This window comes from Salinivibrio costicola subsp. alcaliphilus (genome assembly GCF_001996185.1).
In the GTDB taxonomy this organism is placed as follows: domain Bacteria; phylum Pseudomonadota; class Gammaproteobacteria; order Enterobacterales; family Vibrionaceae; genus Salinivibrio; species Salinivibrio costicola.
Genome location: NZ_MUFR01000028.1, coordinates 1 through 16,997 on the forward strand (window position 1 = coordinate 1; position 16,997 = coordinate 16,997).

Consider the following 16,997-nt stretch of genomic DNA (forward strand, 5'->3'; position numbering starts at 1 on the left):
GGATTTGAACCCTAGAAGGGCTATTAACCCTTGCCGGTTTTCAAGACCGGTGCTTTCAACCACTCAGCCATCTCTCCGGAACGCGGCGTATATTATTGGCTTAGGCTTCGCTTGTAAAGTAAAAAGCGACGATTTTGGTTTGTTTGGTTAGCTTTCGTGCAATAAAAAAGAGGCCAGCGTTTGGCTGACCTCTTTCGTCTGTTTTCTAAACAGTTTTAGATGTTTTCGATATCAAATTCTACCAATGGGCTCACGTCTGCGTCGTAGTCTACGCCGTCTACGCCAAAGCCAAATAGCTTCAAGAACTCGGCTTTGTATTCGTTGTAGTCGGTTAGCTCGGTGAGGTTGTCAGTGGTGATTTGCGGCCACAAGTCGCGACAGTGCTGCTGAATGTCTTCGCGTAGCTCTAGGTCGTCTAAACGCAAGCGACGCTCGCTATCAACGGCAGGCTCGCTGCCATCGGCTTGATAGAGGCGTTGAGTAAACATGCGATGGATTTGCTCCATGCAGCCTTCATGGACCCCTTCTTCGCGCATTTTTTTGAACACCATGGCGATATAAAGCGGCATAACGGGAATAGCCGAGCTTGCTTGGGTCACGACGCTTTTCAATACGGCGACGTTGGCGCTACCGCCTTTGGTGGCAAGCGTCTGGTTTAGCTCGTTGGCGGCACGGTCTAAGTCCATTTTGGCTTTGCCTAGTGCTCCTTCCCAGTAAATTGGCCAAGTGAGCTCTGTGCCAATGTAGCTGTAGGCGACGGTTTTGCAGCCTTCGGCCAATACGCCGGCGTCATTGAGTGCGTTAATCCAAAGTTCCCAGTCTTCACCGCCCATGACAGTGACGGTGTCTTGGATCTCTTGCTCAGTAGCAGGCTCGACGCTCGCTTCGATAAGTTGATCTTTGTTGGTATCGACGGCGGTTGAGGTGTACGTCTCACCGATAGGTTTGAGTGATGAACGTACCAGCTCGCCGCTGTCAGGTAGCTTACGGACTGGCGAGGCCAGTGAGTAAACCACCATGTCGATTTGACCCAAGTCTTGTTTGATCAAATCGATGGTTTTTTGCTTGGCCTCGTGCGAGAAAGCATCGCCGTTCAGGCTTTTTGAATACAGGCCTTCTTGCTTGGCAAACTTGTCGAACGCGGCTGAGTTATACCAGCCTGCGGTGCCTGGCTTTTTCTCGGTGCCTGGCTTTTCGAAGAACACGCCTATGGTTGCTGCGCCGCCACCAAAGGCGGCTGCAATGCGTGAGGACAAGCCATAGCCGCTGGATGCACCCACGACCAACACACGTTTTGGCGCATTGGCAATCGGGCCTTGCGCTTTGGTGTAGTCAATTTGTTCTTTTACGTTCGCTTCACACCCCACTGGATGGGTGGTTGTACAGATAAATCCGCGAATTTTAGGTTTGATGATCATATTCAACGTCCCTCACAAAATTGAGGCTAGGATAAATACTAACGCCTGCCTATGCATCCCCTTTTATGGAAAAAGGGCAAAAATACCCAGTGGTTGGAGGTGTTGCAGGCAAAAATAGTGGGCAAGATCGCAGTGTTAATCGGTTCCATGAGCGAGCCAACAAAAAAGCGTCTGCTCATCACAGACGCTTTTCATTAGCGTAATCACAGCGTTTAAGCGGCTTTATTTGGGTTAGCTTTGTCGATAGCGCCCCCTTGTAACTGGTTTGAGGTAAACCAATCGGCCTCAAAATCATCCACTTGTACGGCGTAAGCACGCAACGCATCGGCCTCAAGCAATTTTTCACGCGCATCGGCGGTGATAATATTTTGCTCTACCGCTTGTTGTGAGCGGTCGGCCAGGCTGGCTTTACCATTGATTTTCTTGGCTTTTACTGCCTTGATCAGGGCTTTTTCGGTATCACGACACGCCCACATGGCTGTGAAGGCGCGTTCCATTACCGCCACCGGATCGTCGGCTTTTTCCCCGACATAGCAAAGATGCGTCCAACGGTCGCGCTCTGCACTTGGGGTCATTAACTGCTCGGCGATCTGGTTGAGCAGTTTGTCGGACGGCATCGTATAACGCATGCCTAATGGGAACAGTAGCACCCGTAAACTACGACCCACGCCTTTGGCCGGGAAGTTGTTAAAGGCGCCATCAAAGGCTTTGGCACACTGGGCTAAGCAGTATTGCAGCGCATAGTGCACCATTGGCAGATCTTGGCTTGGACGCCCTTCATCTTCATAGCGCTTCAGGGTTGCCGATGCCATATAAAGGTGACTCAATACATCACCAAGGCGCGCTGAAAGCATTTCGCGGCGTTTTAGCTCACCGCCTAGTGACAACATCGCCACATCAGTGGTTACCGCCAGTGCACGACTCATGCGAGTCAGGTGGCGATAGTATTTGGCCGTTTCACCACTAACCGGTGCACGGTTAGTCAGCGAGCCGGTTAACGCATTCACTAACCCCATGATGCTGTTTTTAGTGGCATGACCAATGTGTTTAAACAGCAGGTTATCAAATGCTTGTGCGCCTTGCTCTTGGTCTGGGTTAGCCGCCGCTTCCATCTCTTTAAGTACATAAGGGTGGCAACGGGTCGCCCCTTGACCAAAGATCATCAGGTTGCGGGTAAGAATGTTCGCCCCTTCCACGGTGATCGCGACAGGAATACCAAAGTAATGGTGGCCAATGTAGTTGAGTGGCCCTAATTGAATGGCACGACCCGCGTGAATATCCATCGAATCGTTTAAGATGGTGCGCGCGATCTCGGTCATGTGGTATTTAGAAATGGCGGTGATGATCGCCGGTTTCTCACCTTGGTCAAGCGCGGTGGTGGTCAGGGTGCGGGTCGATTCAATCAAGTAGTTCAACCCGCCCATGCGACCCAGTGCTTCGGCGACCCCTTCAAAGCGGCCAATATGCATACCAAACTGCTTACGTACATAGCTGTAAGCGCCTGTGGTGCGTGTGGCTAAGTGGCCGACCGCCGTGCCGAGCGCAGGCAGCGAGATCCCACGTCCAGCAGACAAGCATTCCACCAGCATACGCCAGCCTCGACCTACGTAGTCTTTACCCCCGATGACCCAATCAATCGGAATAAAGACGTCTTCACCACGGGTGGTGCCATTCATGAAGGCCATATTGAGTGGGTTGTGGCGATCGCCAATTTCCACCCCTGGATGGTCTGCCGGGACCAAGGCACAGGTGATGCCGAGATCTTTTTTGTCACCCAACAACCCTTCAGGATCGCCGAGTTTGAAGGCAAGCCCAACGACACTGGCCACGGGAGCTAAGGTGATATAGCGCTTGTTCCAGCTTAAGCGGATCCCGAGAACCTCTTCGCCATTATGCTCACCCATGCAAATAACACCATGGTCGGGAATGCTCCCTGCATCCGAGCCTGCTTCCGGGCCTGTGAGACCAAAGCAAGGCACTTCACGGCCATCGGCCAGACGTGGCAGCCAGTAATCGCGTTGTTCTTGGGTGCCGTAGTGCGTCAGTAGTTCTCCTGGGCCCAGTGAGTTCGGCACCATTACAGTGACCGCCGCGCTTAAACTGCGCGTTGCAATGCGCGATACGATGGTGGAGTTGGCCAGCGCCGAGAACGCGAGGCCGCCGTATTCTTTGGGGATGATCAGCGAGAAAAAGCGTTCTTTCTTCAAGTAATCCCACACCTCTTCCGGCAAATCTTTTTGCTCTTGCACGATTTTAAAATCGTCCAGCATGGCCAGTAAGGTATCGAGTTGGTTATCAATAAAAGCTTGTTCTTCAGCGGTGAGCGTTGGCTTGCCATAGCTGTGCAAGGTTTTCCAATCTGGCGATCCGGAAAAGAGTTCGCCATCCCACCAAACGCTGCCCGCTTCCATCGCTTCACGCTCTGTCGCTGATAAGGGTGGCAGCACCTTTTTGAAGAAAGTAAACGCTTTGTCACTAATCAGTGAACGACGTAATGAAGTTTGAGAGCTCATGATTCAGGTCCTTTTGTTGATCATGGTTGCACTCTTGTTGCTGTTATTGTGCGACCAGAACGGGTTTTACATTGCATTCCACGCATTGTCAGACATCGACAATAACGTGGGCGAATAAATGAGGGCTGGCTCCACGCCTACCACGCCCATACGTTGTTGCGCTAGTCGGCCTGCGATTCCGCCGCAAACGGAAGCACTTGGCCTTGCTGCATCACTGCTGGCTCGGCGTTCATCCCTGCTGCTAAATACGGGATGAGGCGGTCAACGATCGCTTCGGTGTCTAACGTGCGATCAAAATCATTTTCGGCAATATCACGGAGTGCCTCGCTCGATGCCATGGTGAAAATGGCAGCGCCGAGCGTAAAATGGATGTGCCAGAAGACGGCTTCGGGGGTGAGTGCCGGGTTGGCTTTGTGCACCGCTTGGTTAAACAAGGATAAAACGTGCTCATAGCGCGTGGTAATAAACCAACGCAAGTGCCCTTGCACATCGGTGTAGCCTCGACCAATTAATTGCATAAAGGTGGCCGCGCCATGAGGCCGGTATTGGTCAAGTGCGAGTACCGGCTGTTTGGCACAAGAAAACACTTGGGCCATCGTACATTCACGCTGGCTTAACAACATTTGCAGTTGTTCGCCAAGTGCGGGCATAAATGCCTCGAGATAACGTCCAAGCACCGCGCGCACCAATGATTTTTTATCACCAAAATGGTAATTCACCGAGGCAAGGTTAACCCCTGCTTTGCTGGTGATGGTGCGCAACGATGTTTCTTTAAAGCCATGCTCGGCGAAGAGCTGCTCCGCGGCATCCAGTATTTTCGCTTTGGTGTCGCCTCGTCCTGCCATTATTCATTCACCTGATTTAAACGCTTGTTTAACTTTATACCGACAAGCCTTATTTAACAAGTAAGAAACACCTATGTATCGCATGAGCAACATCACATTATTGAGTGATGACAAGGTGATCAGGCCATTACTGGCGTTCAGCGCCCGTTTGTTGTCACCGTATAATGTTTGGTAAATGATCCGTCTGAAACAGGAGGGGCAAGACGATATGTAACGTATTGAATATCAGAGACTAAGCCAGTAAGCCCGTACGGCCGCAAAAATAGGCGGCGCTTTTTTTATACCAATGTGGGAACCCATTCGCATTTTTGCTAGTCACACCTTGTGCCACTGCTTTTTCTAGAAGACTTTTCTTCTATGCCCACTTGCTCGTTGCTTGTGGGCTTTTTTATGCGCTTACTCCCAAATCTGGGCTCTTTTCGCCCGATTTCGATGATTTAATGTCTATCCACAGTAAAGTGTGTCTGCGTTCGCTAACAGATGTGGTCACCCTATTATGTATTTCACTTTTCTTGTCGCTATGGCGTTGATCATTATGGTCGGCAGTATTTGCGGCGTTGTTGCGATCATTAAAGTGAGTTCCTTGCGTCATGATCTTGAGGCGACCCAACATGCACTGAGGCAGTTGCGTCACAGGCAAGAGACCACGACAAGTTCCAGCGAGAACCATACGTCATCAAGTATCCGTTCGAGCAATGAACCTTCAGTAAAGTCATCAACGGAATCGGACGCTTTAGAGGAAAACCGCGAGCATCATACTCTCCAGCCCACAGATGCCCCCCCTCTTCACGACGATAACGCCATGCGTGCCACCAAAGGACATGCGATGGCATGGCTTGAGCGCGCGAAACAGCAATGGCTGGTTTGGAGTGGCGCCGGTATTTTTACCCTCGGTGGACTTTTCTTAATTTCCTACCTGATCAGCGAAGGCTATTTTCCCCCTCTTGCCCGTCTTGGCTTGGGAGCGCTGTTTGGCGTCGGTTTGATTGTAAGCAGTGAGTGGCTGCACGATAAGTTGCGCTGTTATACGCAAATTGATTGGCCGAGCTATGTGCCCGCTGCCATTGCGAGTGCGGGCTTTATCAGCTTGTTTGGCCTGACCTTGATGGCGGCGACGCCCTATCAGTTTATTTCTGATCCTATCGCTGTTGTGATGCTGGCGCTGATCTCGCTCGCTGCGACCTTCTACGGGCTTAGGTTTGGCCCACTACTGACCGTAGTCGGGCTCATCGGTGCGTATGGCGCGCCATTGTTCTCTACCAGTGCCACCCCCAGCTACGGGTTGCTCGCCAGCTATTTTTTACTCGTCGCCGCCGCCATCACCTATGTGGCTCAACGTGTCGAGCGCCGATGGCTGTGGCATAGCTTGTGGGGGATGCATCTTGCTTGGCTATTTGCTTTTGCCCATTTTTCGGCGCCCCTGCTTATCGTCACTGGATTTGCTGTCGGCTCAGTCTACGTGCTGATTGCAGTACCAAGATTGGGTTGGTTGCTTAAACCAACATCTGACGGGCCACTATCTTGGCGTATTCTTGTTGATATTCGATCATGGCACCATCACGCACTCGACACCTGGCTGATGCTTGCCATTATGCTGATTGCATCAATGGCGGCATTTCCATTATCTATCACTGCTGGTATTCCATTGATCGCAGCACTAGTGGGGTGGCTTTACCTCGCTCCCCTATTCTCTGTGCGTTGGGGTGCTTGGCCTGCTCTAGGCTTAATTTGGGCCGCGCTTTGGCTACTGACAAGTGATCTTGATGGCTCTGCACTTGCCCAACATATGGGTTTAAGTATCGGTGTGTTTACCCTGTTATATAGTTTGGCCTTGGGTAAGCGTTCGCCAAAAAGCATTCACTTTATCTGGTTGGCGTGCCTAGCGACACCATTAATGGTGAGCCTAAACTCGGTAGTGACGGATCCGTTTTGGGGTGGGCAACCTCCTCACGCATATAGCACCCTATTATGGTCAGCATGTTTAGCCGGTGGCGCGGCGATATTAGCGGCATTTACTCGTTATTTTAAAGGGACAGACCACACACAACATTTAGTCCGGTTAAGCCTATGGTGTGGGGTGAATGCACACCTTGCGCTTGCGCTGACCTTACTATTGAGCAATTACGCGCTAACCTTGGCGATCGCCCTTCAAGCCGTGGTGATGCTTTGGCTTTGGCTTACCCATAAATACAGGATTACACTCGCTGATTGGATTATTCAAGCCCTGGTCAGTATTGTGCTCGCTCGCGCGACCTTATTATTGCTCACAACCAATCACATGACATCGGTGCCCGATACACTGTGGCTTTATCCGTCGCTTAGTCTGTTGATTTATGGCAGTCAGCGTTGGGTACAAAGCCAAACACTGCCCGCTTGGCTCACGGGTGCCCAGTTACAGCTCATCGCACTGTGGCTGACCAGCACGACAATTTGGCTGTGTGATCTTCAGGGCATTAGCGGTGTCATCTATTCCGTCTCAGGCGCTGTGGTAATGAGTATGAACTGGTCATTGTTAGCTTGTGTTTATCTTTATCGCTATCGCCTCGCGCAGACGTTCGCTTTTTTATACCGCTTTAGCGGGATAGCACTGCTGGCATTGAGCATACTCATTCAACTGATCCTGTTTGTCGACCACAATCCCTACTTTGAAGAGGTATCTATTGGTTATTCGCCACTTTCCAGTTTGCTCTGGCCTTGGTGGGGCGTCCCCTTGCTGGTTTGTCTTTGGCTGGGCCGAGAGGGATCCTCATCGAGCCTGGCGTTTAACGCGCGAGTACAACTGCTTACGGGTACCGCTGCGGCATTTTTTGGGTTCTTGCTCGTCAACGGATTAATCCGCCAAGCTTGGCAAGGTGACACCATTGTGCTTTCACTGCCAACATCAAACGCAGAGCTTTACACTTATTCATTGGTTTGGTTAGTAATTGGCAGCCTGACTCTGCTCGGTGGATACTGGCAACAATCGGTACGTGTGCAGCAAGGTGCCATGGCGACTTTGGCGTTAGTGATATTGAAAGTTTTCTTGGTTGATATGGCAAGTTTGGAGGGGCTAATGCGAGCTTTGTCCTTCATTGGCCTCGGGCTATGCTTAGTGGGTCTAGGTGGCTTATTCCAGTGGCTCAAACAACGCCAATGGGCCGTGTAGTGCTACACCAATTACACGCAGGATAAATAATTTATATCTGTTTCAATTTAACGAGATGGCGGCGTTTATTGCCGCCAAGTTTGTGATAAAAATCACGAAAACGTCGCCCATTGACAAGATTTGGCGACTTTTTTAAATCATCAGGAACTTCTTGGTCATCGCCCAGTCCTAATGGGTGCATCGGTAAGAAATGCCTTGTCCCCCTCAGCGATTGAGGTGCATGATTCACCTTTCTTTCCGAACTGCTGCTGCTTTTTCTACTTACTTTAGAGTTTATTTGTCTCTACCTTTATTTTGCCCACCTTGTGTGGGCTTTTTTTATTTTGGTGCAGGGTCATCAGACGTTACCTGACCATTGGCAATCATTTGATAGGGCGACGCATACCGTAAGGTGAGTCCCAGCTGCGCCAGCGTATGCGAGGCATCAATCCATTTTCCATCGCCAGCACTTGGGTGATACTCAGGTGGCGTTAATCCCATTTCACGTGCAGCCCAGCTGTAATAAACGCTTTTGGATGGATGAAGATCCGCACTCAAATGGAAAACATGTCCCCATTGGCGCTGATGAATCATTGCACTGATTGCAGCTATGACATCGCTACGATGGATAAGGTTAACCGGCTCGCTACCGCCAGACAGCCCTGTACGCCCTGATAACATGGTTGATGGGTGACGTTCACCGCCAATTAAACCGGCTAAGCGCAGCACACTGCCCCGCTCGCCATACACGCGATCAACATGGGCTTCAATGGCTTCATGCGCTTGACCGGAAGCCGTTGTCGCGGCGGTCGGTGTTTGTTCTGTGACTTGTCCTTTAAGCTCTCCATACACAGACGTCGTGCTAATAAAGAGCACATGTTCAACGCCCGCTTGTGCCAGATGATCAATAAAGGCGGTCATCGCGTTGCGGTAGGAATCAAAATCGGCATTACGTCGCCCTGCCGCGATATTGATCACCACAATGTCGCAATCAAGCAATGGCTGCGCGTGGTGGTAATCGGGCGCCATGACATCAAAAGGCACCATTGGCGCACCTAGTGACTGGCTCCATGCTTGCGCTGCATCCGATTGGCGCTTGGTCCCCACCACCTGATGCCCTGCCGCTAGCAAGTGCGACGCAAGGGGGGTACCCAACCAACCACAACCACAAATTCCGACTTTCAATCCTGACACAAGCACTCCTTAGGGTTACGTAATTATTTTTCAATGTAATCGGCTTCACACCGCTTTTTGCCCCATTTTTGACCGATTATTTATTTCACGCTGTAAATATATTCCTTCATTGTGTAAGGAAATAACCAAAAGCGTGAATGGTGACAAAGTTTTCATTCTCAGATAGTCATAATAATGTCATTACAAAGCGTGAGAAGATAGACTATTCATCATTAAACGGTGGTCAAAAACCGTGATGATTGACGTACTTAAACACTGCATTTTGTTCGCTCTCAGGGAGCGATAGTTTTTAATTTGGTCTTGAACGTAAGCGGTAACTCAGATGAATACTCTGGAAAAAATACAAAAAAATATTGAAAACTTCAGCAAATCTGAAAGAAAAGTTGCTGAAATTATTGTCGCCTCGCCTCAAACCGCTATCCACTCAAGCATTGCGACGTTAGCGAAAATGGCTGATGTGAGTGAGCCAACGGTGAATCGCTTTTGTCGTCGTTTAGACACCAAAGGATTTCCCGACTTTAAACTGCATTTAGCGCAGAGCTTGGCAAACGGTACGCCTTATGTGAACCGTAACGTTGAAGAGAACGACGGTGCCGATGCTTACACAGCCAAGATTTTCGAGTCAACCATGGCCTGTTTAGATGTGGCGAAGAACAGCATTGATACACACCAAATTAACCGTGCTGTTGATATGTTGACCCAAGCAAAGAAAATTTCTTTCTTTGGTTTGGGTGCGTCAGCGTCTGTTGCCCACGATGCGCAAAACAAGTTTTTCCGTTTTAACATCCCTGTCGTCTGCTTTAACGATATTGTGATGCAACGCATGAGCTGTATTAACTGCAATGACGGCGACGTGGTGGTGATGATCTCACACACAGGCCGGACCAAAAGCCTGGTCGACGTGGCGAACTTGGCCCGAGAAAATGGCGCCACCGTGATTGGTATCACCCAACGCGATTCACCGCTCGATAAGGTTTGCTCGCACACCATTCAACTCGATGTCCCTGAAGATACCGATGAATACATGCCAATGGCAAGCCGCGTGGTGCAAATGACCGTCATCGACGTCTTGGCTACCGGTTTTACCCTACGCCGCGGCCCCGGCTTTAGAGATAACTTGAAACGTGTCAAAGAAGCCATTCGCGATTCACGTTTTCATAAAGAATCATTGACCTAATCCCGAGGAGTGCATGGCACTCCTTTTTTGTGTCATCTCGTTGATATTTTCCGTGCGCTACACTGATGTCAGCGTTTTATTGGTTTATTACTAAGCGGTGATGCTTGCCTTGTAACACGCTTCTTGCGCATCACCCTGTCTACAGGAGTTAATCATGTCTGCAAAATTGAGAAGAACGAAAATTGTCACCACCTTGGGCCCGGCAACGGATAAAGACAGTGTGTTAGAGGCCGTCATTCAGGCGGGTGCCAATGTCGTTCGCCTCAACTTCTCTCACGGCAGTGCAGAAGATCATATTAAGCGTGCCGAACAGGTGCGTGCTATCGCCGCACGATTGGGTCGCCATGTGGGGATTTTAGGCGATTTACAAGGCCCTAAGATTCGCGTATCCACGTTTAAAGACGGCGCTATTGTGCTTGCGGTGGGTGATAAATTTACCCTAGACAGCGATCTTTCTCCGGGAATGGGCGATCAAGACGCTGTGGGGCTGGACTACAAGGCGCTACCGCAAGATGTCACCCATGGCGACATTTTGCTGCTCGACGATGGCCGTGTACAGCTCAAAGTATTGGCCGTTGACGGCACCAAAGTGCACACCGAAGTCACGGTGGGCGGGAAGCTATCAAACAACAAAGGGATCAACAAGAAAGGCGGTGGCCTGTCTGCGCCTGCGTTGACCGAAAAAGATAAACAAGACATTCTCACCGCCGCCAAAATCAAGGTCGACTTTTTGGCTATCTCGTTCCCTCGCAACGGTCAAGACATGCATTATGCCCGCTCATTAGCACGCGAGGCTGGTCTGGATGCACGTTTGGTCGCCAAGGTTGAACGCGCAGAAACCGTGGTGAGCGATGCCAGTATTGATGACATTATCGAAGCGTCTGATGTAGTGATGGTGGCACGTGGCGATCTTGGCGTCGAAATTGGTGACCCTGAGTTAGTCGGGGTACAGAAACAATTGATCCGACGCGCACGCAGTATGAACCGCTTAGTGATCACTGCCACGCAAATGATGGAGTCGATGATCACAGCCCCGATGCCAACCCGTGCAGAAGTGATGGATGTCGCTAACGCCGTGTTGGATGGTACCGACGCGGTAATGCTATCAGCAGAAACCGCAGCAGGACAGTATCCGGTTGAGACGGTACGCGCCATGGCAGAAGTGTGTGTCGGTGCGGAAAAAATGCCGTCGGTGAATGTGTCTAACCATCGCTTGGATCGTCAGTTTGATAGTCAAGAAGAGACGGTGTCGATGGCAACCATGTATGCGGCAAACCATATGAAAGGGATTAAAGCCATGGTGTCGCTGACTGAGTCAGGCCGCACCGCGTTGATGATGTCACGTATTTCATCGGGTAAGCCCATTTTCGCTTTGTCTCGCCATGAACAAACGCTGAATCGTGCAGCATTGTATCGCGGCGTCACCCCCGTGTATTTCGACAGCAACAGTGGTGCCGGTCCGCAAGTGGCCGAGCTTGCCCTGCAGACACTGAAAGCGGGTGGGTTTTTGAATGAAGGCGATCAGGTGATCATGACCCAAGGTGACCAAATGGAAGTGATTGGCTCAACCAATACGATGCGAGTCTTAACAGTGAAATAGCGAATGTCCATGAGGGCACGAGCAAAAACAGCAACGCAAAAGGCGATCGCAATCGATCGCCTTTTTTCATGGAACCTTCCTTTAGGACGACGATTTAGGGCGCCAGTGGGGATTAATATGTGCCATTAACAGGTGATCTTCCCATTGACCATTAATGAGCAGGTAATCCCGTGCTCGTCCTTCTCGTTCAAATCCAACGGCCTCTAACACCTTGGCACTGCGCGCATTGCATGGCATATAAGCGGCATTGACGCGGTGAATATGGATATTATCGAATAACCATTGATTGGTGGTCGCCAATGCGCGGCGCATAATGCCCTGCCCTTGTGCCGCTTGGTCTAACGAGTAACCGACGGTGCAAGAATACGAAGGATACTGCATCATGCTGGTATAAGAGATCACTCCCAATACCGTGGGAGAATCTTGCTTGGCAATTAAAAAATAATATGCCAGCTGATGCTTTTGTAACTCCATCAGCTGTAGCACCCGCCGTTTCCAGCCCTGTTCGGAGTAAAAGCCCGATGTTCGCGCCGGCTCCCAGGGGGCAAGAAAGGCACGATTGCGCTGAAAGTATTGCACAACTCGCATGACGTCTTCATGGCTGATGGCATCAATGCGCAGTTCATCCACGGATAATCGCGGCAAATCACTCACCGAGGGTTCGTACATAGTCACTGTCTTGGCCCGCGTTATTTCTTACCAATGCCATAGTCGCGCAGTTTATTGGCGATAGCGGTATGCGAGACATCCAGCCGCTTAGCCAGTTTACGCGTGGAAGGGTAGCTTCGGTACAAGTTATGCAGTATGCCAGACTCATAACGCTTCATGATTTCGTCCAACGATCCATCAATCGACTCTTCACTCAGAAACTGGGTGTTTTCGATTTCTGGTAACTGAACATCGTCTATCGTCATCACGTCGGCATCGATTTGGGTCATCGCATGCAATAACACATTGCGAAGCTGGCGGATATTACCCGGCCATGCATAGTGGGTCAGGTAGTCTGCAAGGGCGTCATCGATGCTTGGCTTGGATTGGCCCAAATCGGCGGCAAATTGTTTAATAAATAGCTGCGCAAGTGGCATCACATCCGCAGAACGTTCTCTCAGCGGTGGAACCGTCAGCGATAAGACATTAAGGCGATAAAAGAGGTCTTCGCGGAATTGGTGCGCGGCCACCAGCTCAGGTAAATTTTTCTGCGTTGAGCAAATCACCCGCACATCGACCTGCATTTCACGCTCTTCACCGACCCGACGGAAGGTGCCGTCTTGCATAAAGCGCAGCAGTTTTACCTGCAGGTGACGGCTCATTTCACCGACTTCATATAGGAAGACGGTGCCGCCGTCCGCTTGCTCTAAAATCCCTTTTTTCGCGCTACCGCCCTCTTCTGCGGCGGCCATGCCAAATAGCTCGGTTTCAGCGGCGTTATCAGGCATCGACACACAGTTCACCAGCAAGAAGGGTTTGTCTGCCCGCAGTGAATGCCGATGGCAAGCGCGCGCAATCATCTCTTTGCCTGTTCCGGTTTCGCCTTGTACCAACAGTGGCGCGTCGAGCATCGCTAATTTTTTAGCTTGGCTCATCAGCTGCTTAAACTTGTTGGATTGGCCAACGAGGTGCTCAAAACCATGGTCGCTAGGCGTGCGGAAAACCGTTTGCGGGGTGTTATTCAGCGCCACTTGTTTCAGTTGGACCACGGCGCTCACGAGCACAGGCTGTTCGCTTTCATCGTTGATATGAACAGGCATCACTTCCATGAGGAAGTCGAGGCCAGCCATCACCACCATCCTACAGCTTTGGCTGGCTTCTTCTTTTTCAAGCCAATGGGCAAACTGAAAGTCAGGAAACACGGTGTTCGCATGCTCGTCGATAAGCTGATGCTCACTGGATCCAATCAGATCTTGTGCCGCTTTATTGGCCATATCGATGTAGCCGTCGAGGTTGATCGAGACCACAGGATCGGTCAGGCTTTCGACCAAGGCACGTAGCTCTTTATGCTCGCGCTCGGCAGGCAAAAACTGGACTTTGCGCACATCGGTGACCCCAGAAATCAGTCGAATTTCAGACATCAACTGACTAAAGGCTTCAAATTCAATTTCAGGGCAGTTCAGATAGATAATCCCGACTTGGTCGATTTCGATCCCGCGTAGATCAATATCGCGGCGAACCAGAATATCAAGCAGTTCGCGGGTCAGTCCGATCCTATCTTCACAACAGACTTTCAGTCTCATAATGGATTCCTGTAACGTGACAGTGATACCCAATACCGGCGCAGAACAAGATGGGATGAGGTGATTAAAACCTGCTCTGATCAAGACGTTACAAAAGCAATCGTCAGTATTTTTTCATGCGCCGGATTAGCTGTCAGGATAAGTTGACACTGAGGCGAAGTTTGAGCGGGTTAGGGTTAACAGTCAAGCCCTGATGCCATTTTTGCCTTGCGACATCACGTTTGTAGCACAGACTTTTGCCGTTTAAACTTTTGATTATATTATAAATAAAAACATAAGGTGACAGAGCGCAATGGGCTACGATGTCACCAAGAGCCTGTTACTAAGAGCATGTTACCAAGAGCGTCACCAAGGGCGCCACCAAGAACGTGTCACCACGCGTGCTACACGCATTCGCGTCAGTGGGGTGATTCGCCGGGGGTTGGGCTTTTACCCATTAGCCGTTTTACCAGCTCGCGCCGCAACTGTGACAAGCTCGGGGCCGCTTGCCCATGCCAAGGCAGTGGCCGCATCAGGGTCATGGTTTTTAATCCAAGGCGAGCCGTGAGCAAACCAACCCCCAACCCTTGGGCGACGCGGCCAGAAACACGTCCAGCGAGGTTCACTGAAAGGACATCAAAGCCAACATCGGTCATGGCCTCACTCGCGCCGGCAAGCGCCATGTTGGTGAGAACCATTTTAAGTAAACTCAATCGGGCTTTGACTCCAAGTTGAATGCCATACACGTTGGCAATCTTGGTCATTAAATGAAAATTTCGCCACGCAACCAGTAACATATCGGCGGCCGCCAATGGGCTAACGGCCACCATTAAGGCCGCCTCTTGCGAGTGTTTCGTCACCAAGGCGCGCGCTGCCTTATCTTGAGCGCTGAGTACCTGTTGCTCATAAAGGCCTAAAATTTCGCTGTCGTTATGGGTTGCCGTGATCGCTTGCTGCCACTGTGTAAAAGCTGGACGTTGTACTTGTCCGGTTTGCTCCGCTAACTGACGACAAAAGTGTTCGCCCTGCCCGACCGCATCACTGGCCAGCAGTTGCTCAGCCTGTTGGCGGACAGCATCGCGTTGCAGCAAACGACGCATCGCGCGCCATTCTTTACCCAGCATCACCAATCCAGTCGTGGCGATGGCGATCAACAAACCTTGCCAGCCAAGGCTAAGCCAATCTTGCGTTAGCCAGCTTTGATACACACTGTCAGCGGATTGCCACAATGCCAGTAGCATGGTTGCCAACATAAGAAATGGCCACACTCGGCGTCGCTTGCGTGATGAGGGGGCGAGCGTTGCATCAAGCGAGGCTTCCCATTCAGCACTCGCCGCCGGCGTAAAATCATGGTCCGATTCAAACGTGGTGCCTTGTTGTATCCGGCTATCTAATGCCGTCTGGTCTATCTCGGCATCCTGTGCAAAGGTTTGTTTTGGCTTATATTGGGTCATGACTACCTCATTTATCGAAATTTGTCGCCAAGCAAATAATCCAAGGCTTTATCCATGCGGATATGTGGCAAGGGGGCATCGAGCGGCGCAGGTTGCGGACGAAACGACGGGAAGTCAAACCCTTGATCCTGCCAGAAGGCATCTTCCGGTAACTGAGCCGGTACCTCTCCCGGGTATAACGTCACTGGGCTGTTATCGGCCAAATGGCCTTTTAACGCGCTTTGGGTGCTGCCTTTTACCGAGACATAGCCCGGTGTGGTTGCTTCAATCGCGGCGACACTTTGACAGCGCATATCAATGCCTTCAAACGCCGCCTGTTGCCACGCTTGATGAACAATTTGTTGCAACAGGCTCACCAAGTTTGGATGTTGCTCGGGGGTCACATGATCGGCTTTGGTGGCGGCAAACAACACTTTATCGATACGGGGCGAAAACAGCCGTTTGAGTAACCCTGACTTGCCGTATTTAAAGCTTTGCATGAGCTGCTCAACGGCGAGGCGCATATCGTGAAACGCAGCGGGCCCAGCGTTCAACGGTTGTAAGGTGTCGACCAAGATGACTTGGCGATCAATTTTGGCAAAGTGTTCGCGGTAGAAATGGGCAACCACATGTTCACAGTAATAGTCGTAGCGCGCTTTGAGTACCCCATAGTTGGAGTCTTTCCCTGCTTTGGCCAAATCCTGTTCATTGTCCGAGCCAACCCAAGGAAAGAACTGCACCACAGGTGCACCAGCTAGTTCCCCGGGGAGCACAAACCGGCCAGGTTGCACCCAATGCAGCCCGCCATGTGCTTTACACTGGTGTAAAAAGGCCGTGTAGTCGGCAGCAATCTCAGCCAGCTTTTTTTCATCTGCAGGTGCAAACGGGTCGAGTGCCGCGGCTTTGGTTGTCCACGTGCCAGCAAGCTCGCCACGACGCCCGGTCAATAATCCCGACTGTTTAGCTGACCATTGCGAGTAGGTTTGACTCAACAAGGGTAAATCGAGCAGCCACTCTCCGGGATAGTCAATAATATCAACGTACAAGGTCGCCATGTCGTTAATCGCTCTCAGTGCGGCAGACTGGGGCCGATACCGCACGGCTAGGCGTACTTCACTGACATCACGCGTGGGTGACGGCCACACCGGCGGAGTACTATGTAGCGCCTGCATGGCAGAGTCGTAATCAAACGCGGGCAAGTGCATATGTGGATGTGGCTCTCGACGCGCCCCTAATCCACGTCCCTGCTGCACCAGTTGCATTAACGGCAAATTAGGCTCGGTCCCCAAATGCGTCAGCTGGTTAATGAGTGAGGTAATAAAGGCCGTTTTTCCCGCACGCGAGAGGCCAGTAACCGCAAGACGAACATGACGGTCAGCGCCTCGGCTGGCCCACTGCTTTACGCGCCTTTTCACTGATGGCATAAGTTTTTATGGCTCCTTGATCAGCCAAGCTGCCTACAACAGGCAGCCGCTGTGCATGG

The 16,997-nt window shown here is 51.0% G+C and carries 12 protein-coding genes; 3 read left to right on the forward strand and 9 right to left on the reverse strand.

From position 1 onward, the window contains the following. Window positions 1-215: 215 nt before the first annotated feature. The 3 genes from fabV to BZJ21_RS10500 form a co-directional block, all read right to left on the reverse strand. On the reverse strand, window positions 216-1,418 hold the full coding sequence (gene fabV / locus BZJ21_RS10490) for an enoyl-ACP reductase FabV (RefSeq protein ID WP_077669749.1): 1,203 nt from the start codon (window positions 1,416-1,418) through the stop codon (window positions 216-218). Window positions 1,419-1,630: 212 nt separating this feature from the next. Beyond that, complete coding sequence (locus BZJ21_RS10495; protein WP_077669750.1) at window positions 1,631-3,931, reverse strand: acyl-CoA dehydrogenase; 2,301 nt, start codon at window positions 3,929-3,931, stop codon at window positions 1,631-1,633. Window positions 3,932-4,092: 161 nt separating this feature from the next. After that, window positions 4,093-4,776: a TetR/AcrR family transcriptional regulator gene (locus tag BZJ21_RS10500; protein WP_077460224.1), complete on the reverse strand. Its 684-nt coding sequence runs from the start codon at window positions 4,774-4,776 to the stop codon at window positions 4,093-4,095. A gap of 496 nt (window positions 4,777-5,272) precedes the next feature. On the opposite strand from BZJ21_RS10500, the gene BZJ21_RS10505 reads away from it, so the two are divergent. Next, the gene (locus BZJ21_RS10505; protein ID WP_077669751.1) at window positions 5,273-7,921 is read left to right on the forward strand and encodes a DUF2339 domain-containing protein; all 2,649 of its coding nucleotides are present in this window, start codon (window positions 5,273-5,275) and stop codon (window positions 7,919-7,921) included. 31 nt (window positions 7,922-7,952) lie between these two features. Here the strand turns inward: BZJ21_RS10505 and BZJ21_RS16265 are convergent, their stop codons facing one another. After that, window positions 7,953-8,150: a hypothetical protein gene (locus BZJ21_RS16265; RefSeq protein WP_131826343.1), complete on the reverse strand. Its 198-nt coding sequence runs from the start codon at window positions 8,148-8,150 to the stop codon at window positions 7,953-7,955. A gap of 89 nt (window positions 8,151-8,239) precedes the next feature. After that, window positions 8,240-9,094 carry an SDR family oxidoreductase gene (locus tag BZJ21_RS10510; protein WP_158075524.1) on the reverse strand — a complete coding sequence of 285 codons (855 nt, stop codon included), beginning with the start codon at window positions 9,092-9,094 and terminating at the stop codon, window positions 8,240-8,242. A gap of 322 nt (window positions 9,095-9,416) precedes the next feature. On the opposite strand from BZJ21_RS10510, the gene BZJ21_RS10515 reads away from it, so the two are divergent. Together BZJ21_RS10515 and pyk are read left to right on the forward strand one after the other, a co-directional pair. Then, on the forward strand, window positions 9,417-10,271 hold the full coding sequence (locus BZJ21_RS10515; protein WP_021022372.1) for a MurR/RpiR family transcriptional regulator: 855 nt from the start codon (window positions 9,417-9,419) through the stop codon (window positions 10,269-10,271). A gap of 154 nt (window positions 10,272-10,425) precedes the next feature. After that, window positions 10,426-11,871 carry a pyruvate kinase gene (gene pyk / locus BZJ21_RS10520; RefSeq protein WP_021022373.1) on the forward strand — a complete coding sequence of 482 codons (1,446 nt, stop codon included), beginning with the start codon at window positions 10,426-10,428 and terminating at the stop codon, window positions 11,869-11,871. Between the two features lie 81 nt (window positions 11,872-11,952). Here the strand turns inward: pyk and BZJ21_RS10525 are convergent, their stop codons facing one another. The 4 genes from BZJ21_RS10525 to BZJ21_RS10540 form a co-directional block, all read right to left on the reverse strand. Then, window positions 11,953-12,540, reverse strand: coding sequence for a GNAT family N-acetyltransferase (locus BZJ21_RS10525; RefSeq protein ID WP_077669753.1), 588 nt, complete (start codon window positions 12,538-12,540; stop codon window positions 11,953-11,955). A gap of 20 nt (window positions 12,541-12,560) precedes the next feature. Then, a complete protein-coding gene (gene tyrR / locus BZJ21_RS10530; protein WP_077575833.1) occupies window positions 12,561-14,102 on the reverse strand; it encodes a transcriptional regulator TyrR in 1,542 nt (513 codons plus the stop codon). Between the two features lie 398 nt (window positions 14,103-14,500). Continuing rightward, a complete protein-coding gene (locus BZJ21_RS10535) occupies window positions 14,501-15,535 on the reverse strand; it encodes a YcjF family protein (protein ID WP_077669754.1) in 1,035 nt (344 codons plus the stop codon). Window positions 15,536-15,546: 11 nt separating this feature from the next. Further along, complete coding sequence (locus tag BZJ21_RS10540; protein WP_077669755.1) at window positions 15,547-16,938, reverse strand: YcjX family GTP-binding protein; 1,392 nt, start codon at window positions 16,936-16,938, stop codon at window positions 15,547-15,549. Window positions 16,939-16,997 lie beyond the last annotated feature (59 nt).